The 16,638-nt window shown below is 70.5% G+C and carries 15 protein-coding genes; 11 read left to right on the top strand and 4 right to left on the bottom strand.

Annotated elements, in window-relative coordinates:
- Positions 1–193 precede the first annotated feature (193 nt).
- Complete coding sequence (locus AB0G63_RS20710) at positions 194–1,798, top strand: ABC transporter substrate-binding protein (protein WP_360752124.1); 1,605 nt, start codon at positions 194–196, stop codon at positions 1,796–1,798.
- Between the two features lie 104 nt (positions 1,799–1,902).
- Here the strand turns inward: AB0G63_RS20710 and AB0G63_RS20705 are convergent, their stop codons facing one another.
- On the bottom strand, positions 1,903–2,574 hold the full coding sequence (locus tag AB0G63_RS20705) for a response regulator transcription factor (RefSeq protein WP_020141342.1): 672 nt from the start codon (positions 2,572–2,574) through the stop codon (positions 1,903–1,905).
- Between the two features lie 45 nt (positions 2,575–2,619).
- Positions 2,620–3,603, bottom strand: coding sequence for a RecB family exonuclease (locus tag AB0G63_RS20700; RefSeq protein WP_360752122.1), 984 nt, complete (start codon positions 3,601–3,603; stop codon positions 2,620–2,622).
- A 175-nt stretch (positions 3,604–3,778) separates the two neighbouring features.
- Between AB0G63_RS20700 and AB0G63_RS20695 the strand changes: the two genes are divergently transcribed.
- The 3 genes from AB0G63_RS20695 to AB0G63_RS20685 all read left to right on the top strand — a co-directional run bounded on the left by AB0G63_RS20695 (position 3,779) and on the right by AB0G63_RS20685 (position 7,319).
- On the top strand, positions 3,779–5,512 hold the full coding sequence (locus AB0G63_RS20695; protein ID WP_360752119.1) for a site-2 protease family protein: 1,734 nt from the start codon (positions 3,779–3,781) through the stop codon (positions 5,510–5,512).
- Positions 5,513–5,622: 110 nt separating this feature from the next.
- Positions 5,623–6,525 carry a tRNA (adenine-N1)-methyltransferase gene (locus tag AB0G63_RS20690; RefSeq protein WP_061921269.1) on the top strand — a complete coding sequence of 301 codons (903 nt, stop codon included), beginning with the start codon at positions 5,623–5,625 and terminating at the stop codon, positions 6,523–6,525.
- A 218-nt stretch (positions 6,526–6,743) separates the two neighbouring features.
- Entirely contained in the window at positions 6,744–7,319 is a 576-nt protein-coding gene (locus AB0G63_RS20685; RefSeq protein ID WP_360752117.1) for a hypothetical protein, read from the top strand.
- Positions 7,320–7,377: 58 nt separating this feature from the next.
- Here the strand turns inward: AB0G63_RS20685 and AB0G63_RS20680 are convergent, their stop codons facing one another.
- Positions 7,378–7,698, bottom strand: a complete 321-nt coding sequence (locus tag AB0G63_RS20680) for a ferredoxin (RefSeq protein ID WP_360752114.1) — start codon at positions 7,696–7,698, stop codon at positions 7,378–7,380.
- Between the two features lie 244 nt (positions 7,699–7,942).
- On the opposite strand from AB0G63_RS20680, the gene arc reads away from it, so the two are divergent.
- The 6 genes from arc (at position 7,943) to prcA (ending at position 14,120) form a co-directional block, all read left to right on the top strand.
- Positions 7,943–9,709: a proteasome ATPase gene (arc, locus tag AB0G63_RS20675; protein WP_360752112.1), complete on the top strand. Its 1,767-nt coding sequence runs from the start codon at positions 7,943–7,945 to the stop codon at positions 9,707–9,709.
- A gap of 241 nt (positions 9,710–9,950) precedes the next feature.
- Entirely contained in the window at positions 9,951–11,462 is a 1,512-nt protein-coding gene (dop, locus tag AB0G63_RS20670; RefSeq protein ID WP_360752109.1) for a depupylase/deamidase Dop, read from the top strand.
- Positions 11,463–11,625: 163 nt separating this feature from the next.
- The gene (locus AB0G63_RS20665; protein WP_121888496.1) at positions 11,626–11,844 is read left to right on the top strand and encodes a ubiquitin-like protein Pup; all 219 of its coding nucleotides are present in this window, start codon (positions 11,626–11,628) and stop codon (positions 11,842–11,844) included.
- A gap of 49 nt (positions 11,845–11,893) precedes the next feature.
- Positions 11,894–12,499 carry an endonuclease VII domain-containing protein gene (locus tag AB0G63_RS20660; RefSeq protein WP_360752106.1) on the top strand — a complete coding sequence of 202 codons (606 nt, stop codon included), beginning with the start codon at positions 11,894–11,896 and terminating at the stop codon, positions 12,497–12,499.
- Positions 12,451–13,296 (top strand): proteasome subunit beta, encoded by an 846-nt coding sequence (gene prcB, locus AB0G63_RS20655; RefSeq protein WP_360752103.1) that lies wholly within the window; start codon positions 12,451–12,453, stop codon positions 13,294–13,296. Before AB0G63_RS20660 ends, prcB begins: the two co-directional genes overlap by 49 nt.
- Positions 13,297–13,358: 62 nt before the next feature.
- Positions 13,359–14,120, top strand: coding sequence for a proteasome subunit alpha (prcA, locus tag AB0G63_RS20650; protein WP_360752101.1), 762 nt, complete (start codon positions 13,359–13,361; stop codon positions 14,118–14,120).
- Between the two features lie 74 nt (positions 14,121–14,194).
- Here prcA and AB0G63_RS20645 read toward each other — a convergent pair whose 3' ends face one another.
- Positions 14,195–15,223, bottom strand: coding sequence for a LacI family DNA-binding transcriptional regulator (locus AB0G63_RS20645; RefSeq protein WP_360752098.1), 1,029 nt, complete (start codon positions 15,221–15,223; stop codon positions 14,195–14,197).
- A gap of 154 nt (positions 15,224–15,377) precedes the next feature.
- Between AB0G63_RS20645 and AB0G63_RS20640 the strand changes: the two genes are divergently transcribed.
- The gene (locus AB0G63_RS20640; protein WP_360752095.1) at positions 15,378–16,637 is read left to right on the top strand and encodes an MFS transporter; all 1,260 of its coding nucleotides are present in this window, start codon (positions 15,378–15,380) and stop codon (positions 16,635–16,637) included.
- The last annotated feature ends 1 nt before the right edge of the window (position 16,638 follow it).

The raw sequence follows: 16,638 nt of genomic DNA, 5'->3' as shown, positions 1-16,638 counted from the left end.
TCCGCTGTCGGGTTTTCGGTGTGTCCACACCCGGTTTCGCTGCGTGATGGCAGATCGCCCCCGGTGACCGCGAACCCCCGTGCGGGCGCGCACTAATCTCGTCGCGAGAACATCAACCCCTACCCCCGTGCATCCGCGTCGACACCCCTGCATGCCGGATACGCGGACCTCACAGCTCTGGAGAAACTCGAGCATGAACCGCAAGACTTTGGTGCTGCCGGCCGTGGTCGGCCTGCTCGCGCCGGTTCTCGCCGCCTGTGGCGGGTCCGACAGCGGCAGCGACGGCGGGGATGCGATCGTCGTCGGCACCACGGACCGGTTCACCGCCACGAAGGACGCCCCGGCGCCGCTCGACCCCGCGTACGCCTACGACGTCGGCACCTGGAACATCCTGCGCCAGACCGTGCAGACCCTGATGATCCAGCCGAAGGGCGAAGGCGACCCGGTGCCCGAGGCCGCCCAGAGCTGCTCGTTCACCGACTCGGGCAACGAGCGCTACGCCTGCAAGCTGCGCGACGGCCTGAAGTTCTCCAACGGCGACAAGATCACCGCGGCCGACGTGAAGTACTCCATCGACCGCGCCCGCGCCATCAAGGCCGACTCCGGCGTCTTCGCCCTGCTGTCCACCATCGACACCGTCGAGACGCAGGGTGACAACGAGGTCATCTTCCACCTCAAGACCGCCGACGCCACCTTCCCCTTCAAGCTGTCGACTCCGGTCGCGGGCATCGTCAACCCCGACGACTACGAGAAGGACAAGCTGCGCGACGGCTTCGGTGTCGACGGCTCCGGCCCGTACACCCTGCACGCCGAGGTCAAGAACGACGAGATCGTCAAGGCCACCTTCACCAAGAACCCCAACTACAAGGGCGTCCTGAAGGTCAACAACTCCAAGGTCGACATGGTCTCCTTCGCGGACGCCGCGGAGATGGGCAACGCCCTGGACAAGGGTGACATCGACGTCATGACCCGCACCATGTCGCCGCAGCAGATCCAGGCGCTGTCCACCAAGTCGGGCGGCAGCGTGGACCTGGTGGAGATGGCCGGCCTGGAGATCCGCTACCTCGCCTTCAACACCAGCGCCCCGACGGTGAAGTCCAAGGCCGTCCGCCAGGCGATCGCCCAGCTCATCAACCGCGGCGAACTCGTCTCCAAGGTCTACGGCACCCAGGCCGAGCCGCTCTACTCGATGGTCCCGGCGAGCATCACCGGCCACTCCAACTCGTTCTTCAACAAGTACGGCGACCCGAGCGTCGCCAAGGCCAAGGCCCTGCTGACCGCGGCCGGCATCACCTCCCCGGTCAAGCTGACCCTGCACTACACCACCGACCACTACGGCCCCGCCACCAAGAAGGAGTTCGAGGTCCTGCGGCAGCAGCTCAACGACAGCGGGCTGTTCGACGCCGCCATCAAGGGCACGCCCTGGGAAACCTTCGTCCCGGCCGAACGCAAGGGCGAGTACGACGTCTTCGGCATGGGCTGGTTCCCGGACTTCCCGGACGCCGACAACTACCTCGCGCCCTTCCTCGACAAGGACAACTTCCTCAAGTCGCCGTACCGCAACAGCACCGTCATCAACAGCCTGATCCCGGAGTCCCGCCGCGAGGCGGACCGGGTCGGGGCGGCCAAGAGCCTCACCGAGATCCAGGACGCCATCGCCGAGGACGTCCCGCTGCTGCCGCTGTGGCAGGGCAAGCAGTACGTCGCCTCCGGCGACAAGGTCACCGGCACCGCGTACGCGCTCAACTCCTCCTCCACGCTCCAGCTGTGGGAGCTGGGCCGCGGCGTGGGCGGCTGAGACCCACCCCCGCCCTCCGGCAGCCCGGCAAGGGCCTGAGCGACGGCGGCGAGAACACTGAGGGCGCCCCTTCCTCGGAAGGGGCGCCCTCTTCGCCGTCCGGCCTACTGCGCGCCGGGGCGCACCAGCCCGCTCTCGTACGCGTACACCGCGGCCTGCACCCGGTCGCGCAGCCCCAGCTTGGTCAGCACATGGCCGACGTGCGTCTTGACCGTCGTCTCGCTGACGAACAGGTCGGCGGCGATCTCCGCGTTGGACAGACCGCGGGCCACCAGCTTCAGCACCTCCACCTCGCGGTCGGTGAGCGTGTGCAGCGTGTCCGGCACCGGCTCGTCGCCCGAGGGCAGATGCGTGGCGTACTTGTCGAGCAGCCGCCGCGTGATGCTCGGCGCGAGCATCGCCTCGCCCGCGGCCACCACCCGGATCGCCTGCACCAGCTCATTGGCGGGCGCGTCCTTCAGCAGGAACCCGCTGGCGCCCGCCCGCAGCGCCTCCACCACGTACTCGTCGAGGTCGAAGGTGGTCAGCACCAGCACCTTCGCCGGGCCGTCCCGCCCGGGACCGGTGATCTGCCGGGTCGCCTCCACGCCGTCCATACGCGGCATACGGATGTCCATCAGGACCACGTCGGGCTGCAGGGCCCGTACCTGGTCGAGGGCCTGGAGGCCGTCTCCGGCCTCGCCGACGACCGCGATGTCCTGCTCGGCCTCCAGAATCATCCGGAACCCAGTACGCAGCAGCGGCTGGTCGTCGACCAGTAGGACGCGGATGGCCACGTAAGTCTCCTTCGCTAGTCCGGCCCCATTCTGCCCTGCGTCCGCTCAGCCACCGGACCCGGACGCCCGGACCGGCAGCGGATACGGCGGGGGAGTGCCGCCGAACTCCGGGCAGTGCGCCCGGTGGTCGCACCAGCCGCAGAGCTTCGTCGGCCGCGGCCGCCAGTCACCCGTCTCCGTCGCCAGCCGGATCGCCTCCCACAGCGCCAGCAGCTTGCGCTCCACACGCTCCAGGTCGGCGAGCACCGGGTCGTACGTCAGCACGTCCCCACTGCCCAGGTACACCAGCTGGAGCCGACGCGGGACCACCTTCTTCAGCCGCCACACCACCAGCGCGTAGAACTTCATCTGGAACAGGGCGCTCTCCGCGTACTCGGGCCGGGGAGCCTTGCCCGTCTTGTAGTCGACGATCCGCACCTCGCCCGTCGCCGCCACGTCCACCCGGTCGATGATCCCGCGCAGCCTCAGCCCGGAGGCCAGCTCCGCCTCGACGAACAGCTCCCGCTCGGCGGGCTCGAGCCGGGTCGGGTCCTCCAGCGTGAACCAGCGCTCGACGAGCTGCTCGGCCTCCGCCAGCCACCGGGCGAGCCGCTCGCCGTCGGCATCGTCCCGGAACAGCTCCGCGACCTCCGGCCGGGCCTCCCGCAGCCGGTCCCACTGCCCGGGGACGAGCGATCTGGCGCGGGGCGCGGTCCGCTCGGCCGCCGGCGCGTCGAAGAGCCGCTCCAGCACGGCGTGCACCAGGGTCCCCCTGGTGGCCGCCTCGCTGGGCTTCTCCGGCAGCCGGTCGATCACCCGGAACCGGTACAGCAGAGGGCACTGCATGAAGTCGCCGGCCCGGGACGGCGACAGGCTGGTGGGCGCACCGGCCGCCGGCTCCCGCGCACCCACCGTGCCCACCGCACTCACCGCTTCGGCCGTCACCACCGCCGCCGTTGCCCCCGCGGCCGGCTCCGCCGGGACCGGCGCACCGGCCCGTGCGGCGCTGCCGCCGGGGACCTGCGCCGCGTCCTCCGTGCTCGTCTCCATGCCCCCAGACCTTACGGCCCGCCACTGACAGTGACCCAGCCGCGGCCGTGACAGGTGCGACGGAGGGTGAAACACAGGGGGTGCCGGGGCGGAACGCGCCGCGCCGGACGCATACCATCGACCCGAGACCCTTCCGCCCGGCAGGCGCGGGAGACGCTGCGAACGAGGGGACACCGTGGACGAGAGCGGCGGGAGCGGGCAGCCGCGCACCGGCACCGACGAGTCGGCCGACCACCTCGCGGGAACCGCGACCCCGGCCGACACCGAGGGCGCCACCACGGCGGCCGACGACACGCAGACGCCGGCGACGCGCCCCGCCCCCGCCCCGACGCCGTCCGGCGAACCCGCGGAAGCGGCACCGCCGTCCGGCGGCAACGGTGTCACCGCGCAGACCGAGGACGGGGCGCCGGCACCCGCGCCCCGGCCGACGGACACCCCGGAGCCGGACCCCGGAACCGGCCGACCCGCCCCCTCGACCGGCACGCCCGCCCACCCGGAATCCCCGGCCGAGCACCGCCCGGCCGGCGCCGAGGACGACGCCGCGCAGGACCGCCCCTCCGGACACCGGCCGGACACCCCGCCCACCACCGGTCACCCGACCCGAGGCGACCACCCGGCCCCCGCCGAGCACCCTGCCCCCGCCGAGCACCCGGCCCGCCCCGGTCACGCGGCCGCCGATCACCCCACCAGGGCCGGGAGCCGCACGCCGGCGCACTCCGCAGGCGGAGGCGCCAAGACCCCGCCGCCGCAGCGGCCCGAGCCGCGGGGCGGACTGCTGATGGGACGCCCCTTCGGCGTGCCGGTCTACGTCGCGCCCAGCTGGTTCCTCGTCGCCGCCCTGATCACCTGGGTGTTCGGCGGACAACTCGAGCGCGTGCTGCCCGAACTCGGCGCCGCCCGCTACCTCGTCTCCCTCTTCTTCGCGGTCGCCTTCTACGCCTCCGTCCTCGTCCACGAACTCGCCCACACGGTCGCCGCACTGCGCTTCAAACTCCCGGTCCGCCGCATCCAGCTCCAGTTCTTCGGCGGCGTCTCCGAGATCGAGAAGGAGGCCGAGACCCCCGGACGGGAATTCGTGCTCGCCTTCGTCGGCCCGCTGCTCTCCCTCGTCCTGGCGGGCGTCTTCTACCTGGCCATGCAGCCCGTCGAGCCCGGCACCGTCCCCGGCGTCCTGCTCGCCGGCCTGATGGTCTCCAACCTGATCGTGGCCGTCTTCAACCTGCTGCCCGGCCTCCCCCTCGACGGCGGCCGCATGCTCCGCGCCGTCGTCTGGAAGATCACCGGCAAGCCCATGAGCGGCACCGTCGCCGCCGCCTGGGTCGGCCGCGCCCTCGCCGTCTCCGTCCTCATCGGCCTCCCGCTGCTCACCCAGTCCGGAGCCCTCGGCAGCAACGCCGAGGACAACGTCGGCATGGACACCGTCACCGACGCCCTGCTCGCCGCCATCCTCGCCGCGATCATCTGGACCGGCGCCGGCAACAGCCTGCGGATGGCCCGGCTGCGCGAGCACCTGCCGGAACTGCGCGCCCGCAACCTCACCCGGCGCGCGGTCCCCGTCGAGACCGACACCCCCCTGTCCGAGGCCCTGCGCCGCGCCAACGCCGCCGGCGCCCGAGCCCTGGTCGTCGTCGACCCCGACGGCACCCCCCTCTCCCTCGTCCGCGAGGCCGCCATCGTCGGCGTACCGGAGCACCGCCGCCCCTGGGTCGCCGTCAGCGGCCTCGCCCAGGAACTGACCGACGGCATGCGCGTCTCGGCCGAACTGGCCGGAGAGGACCTCCTGGACGCCCTGCGCGCCACCCCGGCCACCGAGTACCTGGTGGTGGAGGAGACCGGCGAGATCTACGGCGTCCTGTCCGCCGCCGACGTCGAGCGCGCCTTCGTCAAGGCCATGGCCCGGCCCTCGTAGCGCCCCCCCGCCCCGGCCCGGCCGGTGGCCCCCGCCCCGGCCCGCCCAGCGGCTGTCGGCCCGCCCCGGCCGTGGTCGGCGGGGCCCGCAAAGGCCGGTAGGCTGTTCACATGTCCGAACCGACCGGTGCCGCCCGCAGGCGCGGGCCCTTCAAGGTCGGGGACCAGGTTCAGCTGACCGACCCCAAGGGCCGCCACTACACGTTCACGCTCGAAGCCGGGAAGAACTTCCACACCCACAAGGGTTCCTTCCCGCACGACGAACTGATCGGCGCTCCCGAGGGCAGCGTTGTCCGCACCACCGGGAACGTCGCCTACCTCGCGCTGCGCCCCCTGCTCCCCGACTACGTCCTGTCCATGCCCCGAGGGGCAGCCGTCGTCTACCCGAAGGACGCGGGGCAGATCCTCGCCTTCGCCGACATCTTCCCCGGCGCCCGCGTGGTCGAGGCCGGCGTCGGCTCCGGCTCGCTCAGCAGCTTCCTGCTGCGCGCCATCGGCGACCAGGGCATGCTGCACAGCTACGAGCGCCGCGAGGACTTCGCGGACATCGCCCGGCAGAACGTGGAACGCTACTTCGGCGGCCCGCACCCCGCCTGGCAGCTCACGGTCGGTGACCTCCAGGACAACCTGAGCGACACCGACGTCGACCGCGTCATCCTCGACATGCTCGCCCCCTGGGAATGCCTGGAGGCCGTCTCCAAGGCGCTCGTGCCCGGCGGCATCCTGTGCTGCTACGTCGCGACCACCACCCAGCTCGCCCGGACCGTCGAGTCCATCCGCGAGATCGGCTGCTTCAACGAGCCGACCGCCTGGGAGACGATGATCCGCAACTGGCACATCGAGGGCCTGGCCGTCCGCCCCGACCACCGGATGATCGGCCACACCGGCTTCCTCCTCACCGCCCGCCGCCTCGCCGACGGCGTCGAGCCGCCCATGCGCCGCCGCCGCCCCGCCAAGGGCGCCTACGGCGAGGACTACGCCGGCCCCAACGCCGACGGAGGCACCGGCCGCTGAGGCCACCCGGCCGCGGTCAACGTACGAGCGCCGCCGCGGAGTTCCCCGGCACCCTCCGGAACTCCGCCGCGGCGCTCACGTGTTGACACAACAGCACAAAGCGAACGAACCCGGGCGGGGGCCGCCCAGGCCGTGCCCCCCGCCGTTCCTTCACACTGTGACGTGTGGCACGATGCAGGCCACCCCCACCGGCACAGCCCTCACAGGAGACACTCCTAGTGCAGCACTCCGCCGTCCCGGAACTGGCCCACACCCAAACCCGTCCGATCCACTGGCTCGCCACCGCCGCGGCCGTGGCCGGCGTGATGGCCGTGTCCTCGCTCCTGCAGCCCGGATCGGCGACGGCGGCACAGCCGGCCGGCCACGACACCAAGGCCGTCCACGCGGCCACCCCGCCCGGCACCGCGGGCGTCCACTTCCCGATCACCTGCGGCCCCGTGAAGGCCGTGGTGCAGAAGAAGGCCACCGGGGACCTCGACGGCGACGGCAGGCCGGAGACCGTGGCCGTGGTGCACTGCGACGCCCCCATGGGCACCCCGCCCGACGGCGTGTACGTCCTCACCCGCGCCGCCCACGGCGACACCGCGCGCGTGGTGGCCACCCTCGTCGACCCCAAGGACGGCGACACCGTCGGCGATCTCGCGGTGCGCGACGGCGCCGTCCTCGCCACCCTCCTCGGCTACTCGTCCGACGACGTGCCCCGCTGCTGCCCCGACCAGACCGACAAGGCGAAGTGGGCCTGGAAGGACGGCGCCTTCGTCCGTTCGACACCCGCCGGCACCCGGAGCGTCTGACCGGCGCCACCGGCGGCTGTGAGAAATCAGACAACCGTCACGCGAGGTGACAGCTATCTCACTCCGCGTCCGGGCCGTACACCTCCACCTTGTCCAAAACGCGCCGTACATGGATGCACTCGCCCGGACACTCCTTCGCGGAGTCCACCACGTCCGTCAGCAGCGGCAACGGCACCGGCGTCGTGGCCCCCTTGTCCTGAAGCAGCTCGTCGTCGCCGCCCTTGACGTAGGCCAGACCGTCGATGTCCAGCTCGAACACCTCCGGCGCGTACTGGGCGCAGATGCCGTCACCGGTACACAGGTCCTGGTCGATCCAGACCTCCAGTGCCGCACCGTCGGCCCCGGCGACCTGCTGCACGGCCTCCTGCTGCACGCTCATGTCTCCTGCCGTTTCAGCTGACGAGCCGACGGGAATCAGGCCAGCTCTGAAGGGTGTTGAACACTTCGACCCTACCTTCGCCCGCTTTCCAATCATGTTCGGTGGGTATTCCCCTGGCGTGAGGGAGAGCGCAAGGGTGAAGATCGGACACACCCCGACCGTCTTTGTGATCTAGGGGTTTCAATCGACACCCACCCAGGTAGGGTCTGGAAGCGTCCAGCTCCCCTTGGAGGAGGTGAGGACCGTGGCAGCCCACGACGACGACATGAACCGCGGCATCCGCCCGGGACGAGGGTCCGACGACCCCGACGGGCAGATTGCCTACCTTGAGCAGGAGATCGCCGTCCTGCGACGCAAGCTCGCCGACTCTCCGCGACACACGAGGATTCTCGAAGAGCGGATCGTCGAGCTGCAGACCAACCTGGCCGGCGTGTCCGCGCAGAACGAGCGGCTCGCCAACACGCTCCGTGAGGCCCGCGACCAGATCGTGGCCCTCAAGGAAGAAGTCGACCGGCTCGCACAGCCACCGGCCGGCTTCGGTGTCTTCCTGCAGGCCAACGAGGACGGCACCGCCGACATCTTCACCGGCGGCCGCAAGCTCCGGGTGAACGTCAGCCCCAGCGTCGAGCTCGACGAGCTTCGGCGCGGCCAGGAAGTGATGCTCAACGAAGCGCTCAACGTGGTCGACGCCATGGAGTTCGAGCGCGTCGGGGACATCGTCACCCTCAAGGAGATCCTCGAGGACGGCGAACGCGCCCTGGTGCTCGGGCACACCGACGAGGAACGGGTGGTACGGCTCGCCGAGCCGCTGCTGGACGTCACCATCCGCCCCGGCGACGCCCTGCTGCTCGAACCCCGTTCCGGATACGTCTACGAGGTCGTCCCCAAGAGCGAGGTCGAGGAACTCGTCCTCGAGGAAGTCCCCGACATCGGCTACGAGCAGATCGGCGGCCTGGGCAACCAGATCGAGGCCATCCGCGACGCGGTCGAGCTCCCGTACCTCTACCCCGACCTGTTCAAGGAGCACGAACTGCGGCCGCCCAAGGGCGTCCTGCTGTACGGGCCCCCCGGATGCGGCAAGACGCTCATCGCCAAGGCCGTCGCCAACTCGCTGGCCAAGAAGGTCGCCGAGGTCACCGGCCAGGCCGCCGGCAAGAGCTTCTTCCTCAACATCAAGGGCCCCGAGCTGCTGAACAAGTACGTCGGCGAGACCGAGCGGCAGATCCGCCTCGTCTTCCAGCGTGCCCGGGAGAAGGCCAGCGAGGGCACACCCGTCATCGTCTTCTTCGACGAGATGGAATCCCTCTTCCGCACCCGCGGCTCCGGCGTCAGCTCGGACGTGGAGAACACCATCGTCCCGCAGCTGCTCGCCGAGATCGACGGCGTCGAGGGCCTGCAGAACGTGGTCGTCATCGGCGCCTCCAACCGCGAGGACATGATCGACCCGGCCATCCTGCGCCCCGGCCGGCTCGACGTGAAGATCAAGATCGAGCGTCCGGACGCCGAGGCGGCGAAGGACATCTTCGGTAAGTACCTCACCGAGCGCCTTCCGCTCCACGCGGACGACCTCGGCGAACACGGCAGCGACAAGGCGGCCACGGTCGAGAGCATGATCCAGACCGCCGTCGAACACATGTATGCCGAGTCCGAGGAGAACCGCTTCCTGGAGGTCACCTACGCCAACGGCGACAAGGAAGTCCTCTACTTCAAGGACTTCAACTCGGGCGCCATGATCGAGAACATCGTCGGCCGCGCCAAGAAGATGGCGATCAAGGACTTCCTCGACCACAACCAGAAGGGCCTCCGGGTCTCCCACCTCCTCCAGGCATGCGTGGACGAGTTCAAGGAGAACGAGGACCTGCCCAACACCACCAACCCGGACGACTGGGCCCGGATCTCCGGCAAGAAGGGCGAACGGATCGTCTACATCCGCACCCTCATCACCGGAAAGCAGGGCGCGGACACCGGACGCTCCATCGACACGGTGGCGAATACCGGTCAGTACCTCTAAAAGTCAGGGCGGCTGCGGGTGCCCTCAGCGGGTACCCGCAGCCGAGTGCTTTCCGGGCCACTGCCGGAGCAAGACCAATGACGCAAATGATCTCCCCACCAGCGCAGAGCCGTTCTAGGCTCTTCGGTACCGGTACCGCCGAGGCGCGCAGTGCGGGGACGGGCACCGCACACGCACCGGAGCGCCAGCGGTATCTGAGCGCCGCCCCCGACCGAGGGCGCCGCCGGGCAAGGAGGGCCGCATGACCGTACGGCGAGTAATGGGCATCGAGACCGAGTACGGAATCTCCGTCCCCGGCCACCCCAACGCCAATGCCATGCTCACCTCGTCCCAGATCGTCAACGCCTACGCGGCGGCGATGCACCGGGCCCGGCGGGCCCGATGGGACTTCGAGGAGGAGAATCCGCTGCGGGACGCGCGAGGCTTCGACCTCACCCGCGAGGCCGCCGACGCCAGCCAGCTCACCGACGAGGACATCGGCCTCGCCAACGTGATCCTCACCAACGGCGCGCGACTGTACGTCGACCACGCACACCCCGAATACAGCGCACCCGAGGTCACCAACCCGCGCGACGCGGTCCTCTGGGACAAGGCCGGCGAACGGATCATGGCGGAGGCCGCCGAACGCGCGGCCCAGCTGCCCGGCGCCCAGCCCATCCACCTCTACAAGAACAACACCGACAACAAGGGCGCCTCCTACGGCACGCACGAGAACTACCTGATGAAGCGGGAGACCGCCTTCTCGGACATCGTGCGCCACCTCACGCCGTTCTTCGTCTCCCGCCAGGTGGTGACCGGCGCCGGCCGCGTCGGCATCGGCCAGGACGGACACGAGCACGGCTTCCAGCTCAGCCAGCGCGCCGACTACTTCGAGGTCGAGGTCGGCCTCGAGACGACGCTCAAGCGCCCGATCATCAACACCCGCGACGAACCGCACGCGGACGCCGAGAAGTACCGCCGCCTGCACGTCATCATCGGTGACGCGAACCTCTCGGAGATCTCCACCTACCTGAAAGTGGGCACGACCGCCCTGGTCCTGTCCATGATCGAGGACGGCTTCATCGCCGTCGACCTGGCCGTCGACCAGCCCGTCCGCACCCTCCACCAGGTCTCCCACGACCCCTCGCTCAAGCGACTCGTCACGCTCCGCAGCGGTCGGACGCTCACCGCGGTCCAGCTGCAGATGGAGTACTACGAACTGGCCCGCAAGTACGTCGAGGAACGCTACGGCGCCGACGCGGACGACCAGACCAAGGACGTCCTGGCCCGCTGGGAGGACACCCTCAACCGCCTGGAACACGACCCGATGAGCCTGGCCGGCGAGCTGGACTGGGTCGCCAAGCGGGAGCTCATGGAGGGCTACCGGCGGCGAGACAGCCTCGACTGGGACGCCGCCCGGCTCCACCTGGTCGACCTCCAGTACGCCGATGTACGGGCCGAGAAGGGCCTCTACAACCGCCTGGTCGCCCGCGGCCGCATGAAGCGCATCCTGACCGAGGACGAGGTCGACAGGGCCCGCACCAAGCCGCCGGAGGACACCCGCGCCTACTTCCGCGGACGCTGCCTGGAGCAGTACGCGGAAGACGTCGCGGCGGCCTCCTGGGACTCGGTGATCTTCGACCTCCCGGGCCGGGACTCGCTCCAGCGCGTCCCAACCCTCGAACCGCTTCGCGGAACGCGAAATCACGTCAAGGCGCTCCTGGACCGCTGCCGCACGGCGGAAGACCTGGTCAGGGTCCTGTCCGGCGGCTGAGCGGGTACCCGGGGCGGACCCTGCCGGCAGGGAGGCAGGGTGGAAACCCCGGCGCGAGGGAATCATGAAGGTGGTCCCCGGACGTTGAGGGAACAGCGGGGCCGATGTCGGACCCTGCTTGTAGGGTCTGATCAAGAACGTCGAACCGAGCGGGGTGAGGGTTATGGCGACCAAGGACACCGGCGGCGGACAGCAGAAGGCGACGCGCTCCACCGAGGAGGTCGAGGAGCAGGCGCAGGACGCGCAGGCGACGGACGACCTCAAGGAGCGCCACGAGAAACTGAGCGACGACGTGGACTCCGTCCTGGACGAAATCGACGACGTACTCGAAGAGAACGCCGAGGATTTCGTGAGGTCATTCGTGCAAAAGGGCGGAGAGTGAAGGTGAATTGACCACCTTGCCTTCGAAGTGAAAGCGGCGGGGGTGGAGGGTGGCCGAGGAGCCGAACGCGAAACAATGCGGGAAATGTGGACGGGAACTGCCTTCCGCGGCGTTCGCGCGGGACAGGAATCGGCGGGACGGTCTCCAGGTGTACTGCCGGGAGTGCGTGGCGCAGTACAGTGCCGCGCACTACCGGCGGCGCCGGGAGGCCATGGGCAGAACCGTGCGGGAGAAGGTGGAGGTCCCGGTCGGGCACAAGCTCTGCCGGACGTGTGGTGAGGTCAAGCCGCACAGTGAATGGCATCGCAACGCGACCGCTTCCGACGGGCTGGCCACTCGCTGCAAGACATGCCGGGCCCGGCTCGGGCGGCAGGACCATCTCAAGCGTCAGTACGGCATCACCGAAGCCGAGCGTGAAGCGTTGATCGCCTCGCAGGGAGGCGTCTGCTGTATATGTCTGGCGGCTGTGCCCGAGCATGTGGATCACTGCCACAAGACGGGTAGGGTCCGTGGCGTACTGTGCTTCAGCTGCAATGCCGCACTGGGGCAGTTCAAGGATCGGCCCGATGCCATAAGGCGGGCTGCTGCTTACGTGGAAGGAATCGCGTGGAAGCCAACACTCGTAGCACCGGGCGTCTACCAGCTGCCTTCCTGACGCCGGGATCCTCGTCGTTCATGGACTTCCTCTCCGAGCACCAGCCGGAGCTGCTGCCCGGCAGGCGGCAGCTGCCGCCGACCCAGGGGGTGATCGAGGCGCCGCACGGCACGACCATCGTCGCCGTGACCTTCCCCGGGGGTGTGGTGCTGGCCGGTGACCGCCGGGCCACCATGGGCAATGTGATCGCCCAGCGCGACATAGAGAAGGTCTTCCCGGCCGACGAGTACTCGGCGGTCGGCATCGCCGGCACCGCCGGTCTGGCCGTGGAGATGGTCAAGCTGTTCCAGCTGGAGCTGGAGCACTTCGAGAAGGTCGAGGGGGCCCAGCTCTCCCTGGAGGGCAAGGCCAACCGCCTGTCGACCATGATCCGTTCCAACCTCGGCATGGCCATGCAGGGGTTGGCCGTGGTGCCCCTCTTCGCCGGTTACGACGTGGACCGGGAGAAGGGCCGCATCTTCTCCTACGACGTCACGGGCGGCCGCTCCGAGGAGCACGGCTACGCGGCCACGGGTTCCGGCTCGATCTTCGCGCGCGGAGCGATGAAGAAGCTCTTCCGCGAGGACCTGACCGAGGAGCAGGCCACCACGCTGGTGGTCCAGGCTCTCTACGACGCGGCTGACGACGACTCGGCGACCGGTGGTCCCGATGTCGCCCGCCGGATCTACCCGATCGTCACCGTGATCACCGAGGACGGTTTCCGCCGCCTCACCGAGGACGAGTCCTCCGCCATCGCCCGCTCGATCCTGGAGCGGCGGCTGGAGCAGCCCGACGGCCCGCGGGCCGCGCTGCTGTAGCCGGCGGCCGGGCTTCTTATCAAGGTGATCCTGTGACTTCGACAGAAAGGGACGGATAACCGGTGTCGACGCCGTTCTATGTCTCACCCCAGCAGGCGATGGCCGACCGGGCGGAGTACGCCCGCAAGGGCATCGCCCGTGGCCGCAGCCTGGTCGTGCTGCAGTACGCCGACGGCATCGTCTTCGTCGGCGAGAACCCGTCCCGCGCGCTGCACAAGTTCAGCGAGATCTACGACCGGATCGGCTTCGCGGCCGCCGGCAAGTACAACGAGTACGAGAACCTGCGCATCGGTGGTGTGCGCTACGCCGACCTGCGCGGTTACACCTATGACCGGGACGACGTGACCGCGCGCGGTCTCGCCAACGTCTATGCCCAGACGCTGGGCACGATCTTCTCCTCGGCGGGCGAGAAGCCGTACGAGGTGGAGCTGGTGGTGGCCGAGGTCGGCGAGACGCCGGACGGCGACCAGATCTACCGGCTGCCGCATGACGGTTCGATCGTGGACGAGCACGGCTCGGTCGCGGTCGGCGGCAATGCCGAGCAGATCAGCAGTTACCTCGACCAGCGGCACCAGGACGGCATGAGTCTCGCCGAGGCTCTGAAGCTCGCCGTGCAGGCCCTGTCCCGTGACACGAACGGCACGCAGCGGGAGATTCCCGCCGAGCGGCTGGAGGTCGCGGTGCTGGACCGGACGCGTCCGCAGGCGCGCAAGTTCAAGCGCATCGTGGGCCGTCAGCTCTCCCGGCTGCTGGAGGGCGGTGGCGCGGCCACCGAGGCGGGGAGCTCGGAGAGCTCCGAGGCGGAGAGTTCCGAGGAGGAGTAGATCCGCCGGAGCAGACCCGCCCCGTCCCGTTCCTCGTGTGCCCCGGCCGCTCCTGCGGCCGGGGCACAGGGCGTTCAGGAGGTGCTCGGCGGCGCCGTGGAGCCCCGGACGACGAGTTCGACGGGGATGTCTCCTGCTTCCGGTGCGCGGCCCTCCAGTACGGCCAGGAGCGCTCGCATGCCGTGTTCCCCGAACAGTTCGGCGTCCAGGCGGACGGTGGTCAGTTCCGGGTCGAGGGCGGTGGCCAGGGCGAGGTCGTCCATGCCGGTGACGGAGACGTCGTCGGGGACGCGCAGGCCGAGTCGTCGCAGGGCCTTGTAGGCGCCGGCCGCCATTTTGTCGTCGTCGCAGACGAGTGCCGTGGGCCGGGGGCCGGGCCGGGACAGGGCGGCCTCGGCGGCGGTCCGGGCGGCGTCGATGGAGATGGGCGCGCGGGCGGTGTGCAGGGTGGTGCCGGGGACGGCGCGGACGCGGGCGGCGAGTTCGCGCGCGCGGACCTCGAAGGTCCAGGAGGGTACGTCGGCGGCCAGGTGCAGGAAGCGGCGGTGGCCGAGGCCGAGGAGGTGTTCGGCGATCCGGCGGACGCCGTCGGCGATGTCCAGGTTGACGGTGGCCGCGCCGAGGTTGCCGGCGGGGTCGCTGTCGAGCATCACGAGGGGCAGTTGGTCGCCGCGGATGGCGGTGAGGGCGTCGGCGGTCATGGAGGAGGCGATGACGCCGTCCACGGCGGCCTGGGCGGAGGCGAAGGGGTCGGGGATGGGGGCCGCCCGCAGGGTCCTTCCTTCGGGGGACGGGTAGAGGACGACGCCGAAGCCGTGGCCGGCGGCGACGCGGGCGGCGCCGGTGTAGACGCCGGCGAAGAACTCGGTGGTCAGGACGGGTACGACGAGGAGGACCGTGCGGGTTCGGCCCAGGCGCAGGTTGCGGGCGGCGAGGTTGGGGCGGTAGCCGAGGTCGCGTGCGGCCTGTCGTACCCGCTCGGCGGTGGGTTCGGAGACGCGGCCGCGCCATTTGTCGCCGAGGACGAGGGAGACGGCCGCCTGGGAGACCCCGGCTCGCTGTGCGACGTCACGGCTGGTCGGGCGGGTGCTGCTGGGTGCCACCGTGGGTCCGCTCCTCTTCGTCCGGTCTGTCCGGTTGTCCGTTCGTCTCCGGCGGGCCGGCCGGCTCGCTCCGGCCGGCTGCCGTCTGGACGGGTGAACAGCGGACATGGTACGTATGGGCACCGTAGTTATACGTAACACTTGGAGGCTGCGCATGGCCGCGGGATACCTGGAGATCCTCAGGGCGAAGCACGCGGCCCGCCTGCTGACGGGCACGCTGGTGGGCCGTCTGCCCAACGCGACCGCCGCGATCGCCCTGGTGCTGTTCGTGCGCGCCGAGGGCGGTACGTACAGCCTGGCGGGCGTCCTGGCGGCGGTGTACGGCGTCGCCAACGCCGTCGGGCAGCCGGTGCTGGGCCGGCTGGTGGATCTGTACGGCCAGCCGCGGGTGCAGCTGCCGGCGGCCGTCGTGTCGGCCCTGGCGATGGGCGCGTTCGCCTTCTCGGGCACCGATCCGCTGCCGTTCGCCTGCGCGGCCGTCGCGGCGGCGGGCCTGTTCACCCCGCCGCTGGAGGGCGGTCTGCGGGCCCTGTGGCCGTCCGTGCTGCGGCGCGAGGAGCAGGTGCACACGGCCTACGCGCTGGACGCCGTGGCGCAGGAGGTCCTGTTCACCGTCGGTCCGCTGCTGGTGACCCTGTGCGTGTCGCTCTGGTCGGAGCGGGCAGCCCTGCTGGCGCTGAACGCGGTGGGCGTCCTCGGCGCCCTGTCCGTGGTCTGCTCGCCGCCCTCGCGTGCGTGGCGCTCGGCGCCGCGGGAGGCCCACTGGCTGGGTGCCCTGCGCTCGCCCGGTCTGCTGGTGCTGCTGGGCGCGTTCCTGTTCGTCGGCATCGCGCTGGGTTCCATCACGGTGGCCTGCGTGCCGTACGCGGACGGTCACGGCGGTGACGCGGTGTACGGCTGGCTGATGGCGGCCCTGGGGCTCGGCGCGCTGCTGGGCGGCACGGTGTACGGCGCGCGGCGGTGGACGGGGGAGCCGGCGCGCCGGCTGCAGGGGATCGTGGCCCTGCTGGCGGTGTGCTACCTGCCGCTGATGCTGATGCCGGGCGCGGTCGCCATGGTGCTGCTCACCGTTCTGGCGGGGGTGTTCCTGGCGCCCGCGATCGCCTGCGCGTTCGTCCTGGTCGACCGGCACGCGCCGGGCGGGACGCTCACCGAGGCGTTCTCCTGGCTGGTGACGACGTTCACGGTGGGAGCGTCGGTCGGGACGGGGGTCGCGGGTCCGGTCGTCGAGGCGGGCGGGGCCCTGTGGGGGTTCGCCGTACCGGGTGCCGCCGGGGGAGTGTCGTTGCTGGTTCTGCTGGTCACGAGGGGGCTTCTGACGGGGCCCGTGGGGCGGGCGGTCGTTGCGGCTTCAGCTGAAAATGATCCAAACCGTGCTGTCGAACCCCGTTTCAGCTCAGGGGATCGGGCGTAAT

It is taken from the genome of Streptomyces sp. NPDC020996, assembly GCF_040641355.1.
Taxonomy (GTDB): Bacteria; Actinomycetota; Actinomycetes; order Streptomycetales; family Streptomycetaceae; genus Streptomyces.
The sequence above is the reverse complement of the archived record's forward strand: the minus strand, read 5'-3'. Positions and strand labels throughout refer to the sequence as shown.

Bases quoted from the DNA above. Each gene is read 5' to 3' on its own strand.
- AB0G63_RS20710 (WP_360752124.1), top strand. From the start codon at position 194: ATGAACCGCAAGACTTTGGTGCTGCCGGCCGTGGTCGGCCTGCTCGCG.
- AB0G63_RS20700 (WP_360752122.1), bottom strand. From the start codon at position 3,603: ATGGAGACGAGCACGGAGGACGCGGCGCAGGTCCCCGGCGGCAGCGCC.
- AB0G63_RS20690 (WP_061921269.1), top strand. From the start codon at position 5,623: ATGTCCGAACCGACCGGTGCCGCCCGCAGGCGCGGGCCCTTCAAGGTC.
- AB0G63_RS20680 (WP_360752114.1), bottom strand. From the start codon at position 7,698: ATGAGCGTGCAGCAGGAGGCCGTGCAGCAGGTCGCCGGGGCCGACGGT.
- dop (WP_360752109.1), top strand. From the start codon at position 9,951: ATGACCGTACGGCGAGTAATGGGCATCGAGACCGAGTACGGAATCTCC.
- AB0G63_RS20665 (WP_121888496.1), top strand. From the start codon at position 11,626: ATGGCGACCAAGGACACCGGCGGCGGACAGCAGAAGGCGACGCGCTCC.
- AB0G63_RS20640 (WP_360752095.1), top strand. From the start codon at position 15,378: ATGGCCGCGGGATACCTGGAGATCCTCAGGGCGAAGCACGCGGCCCGC.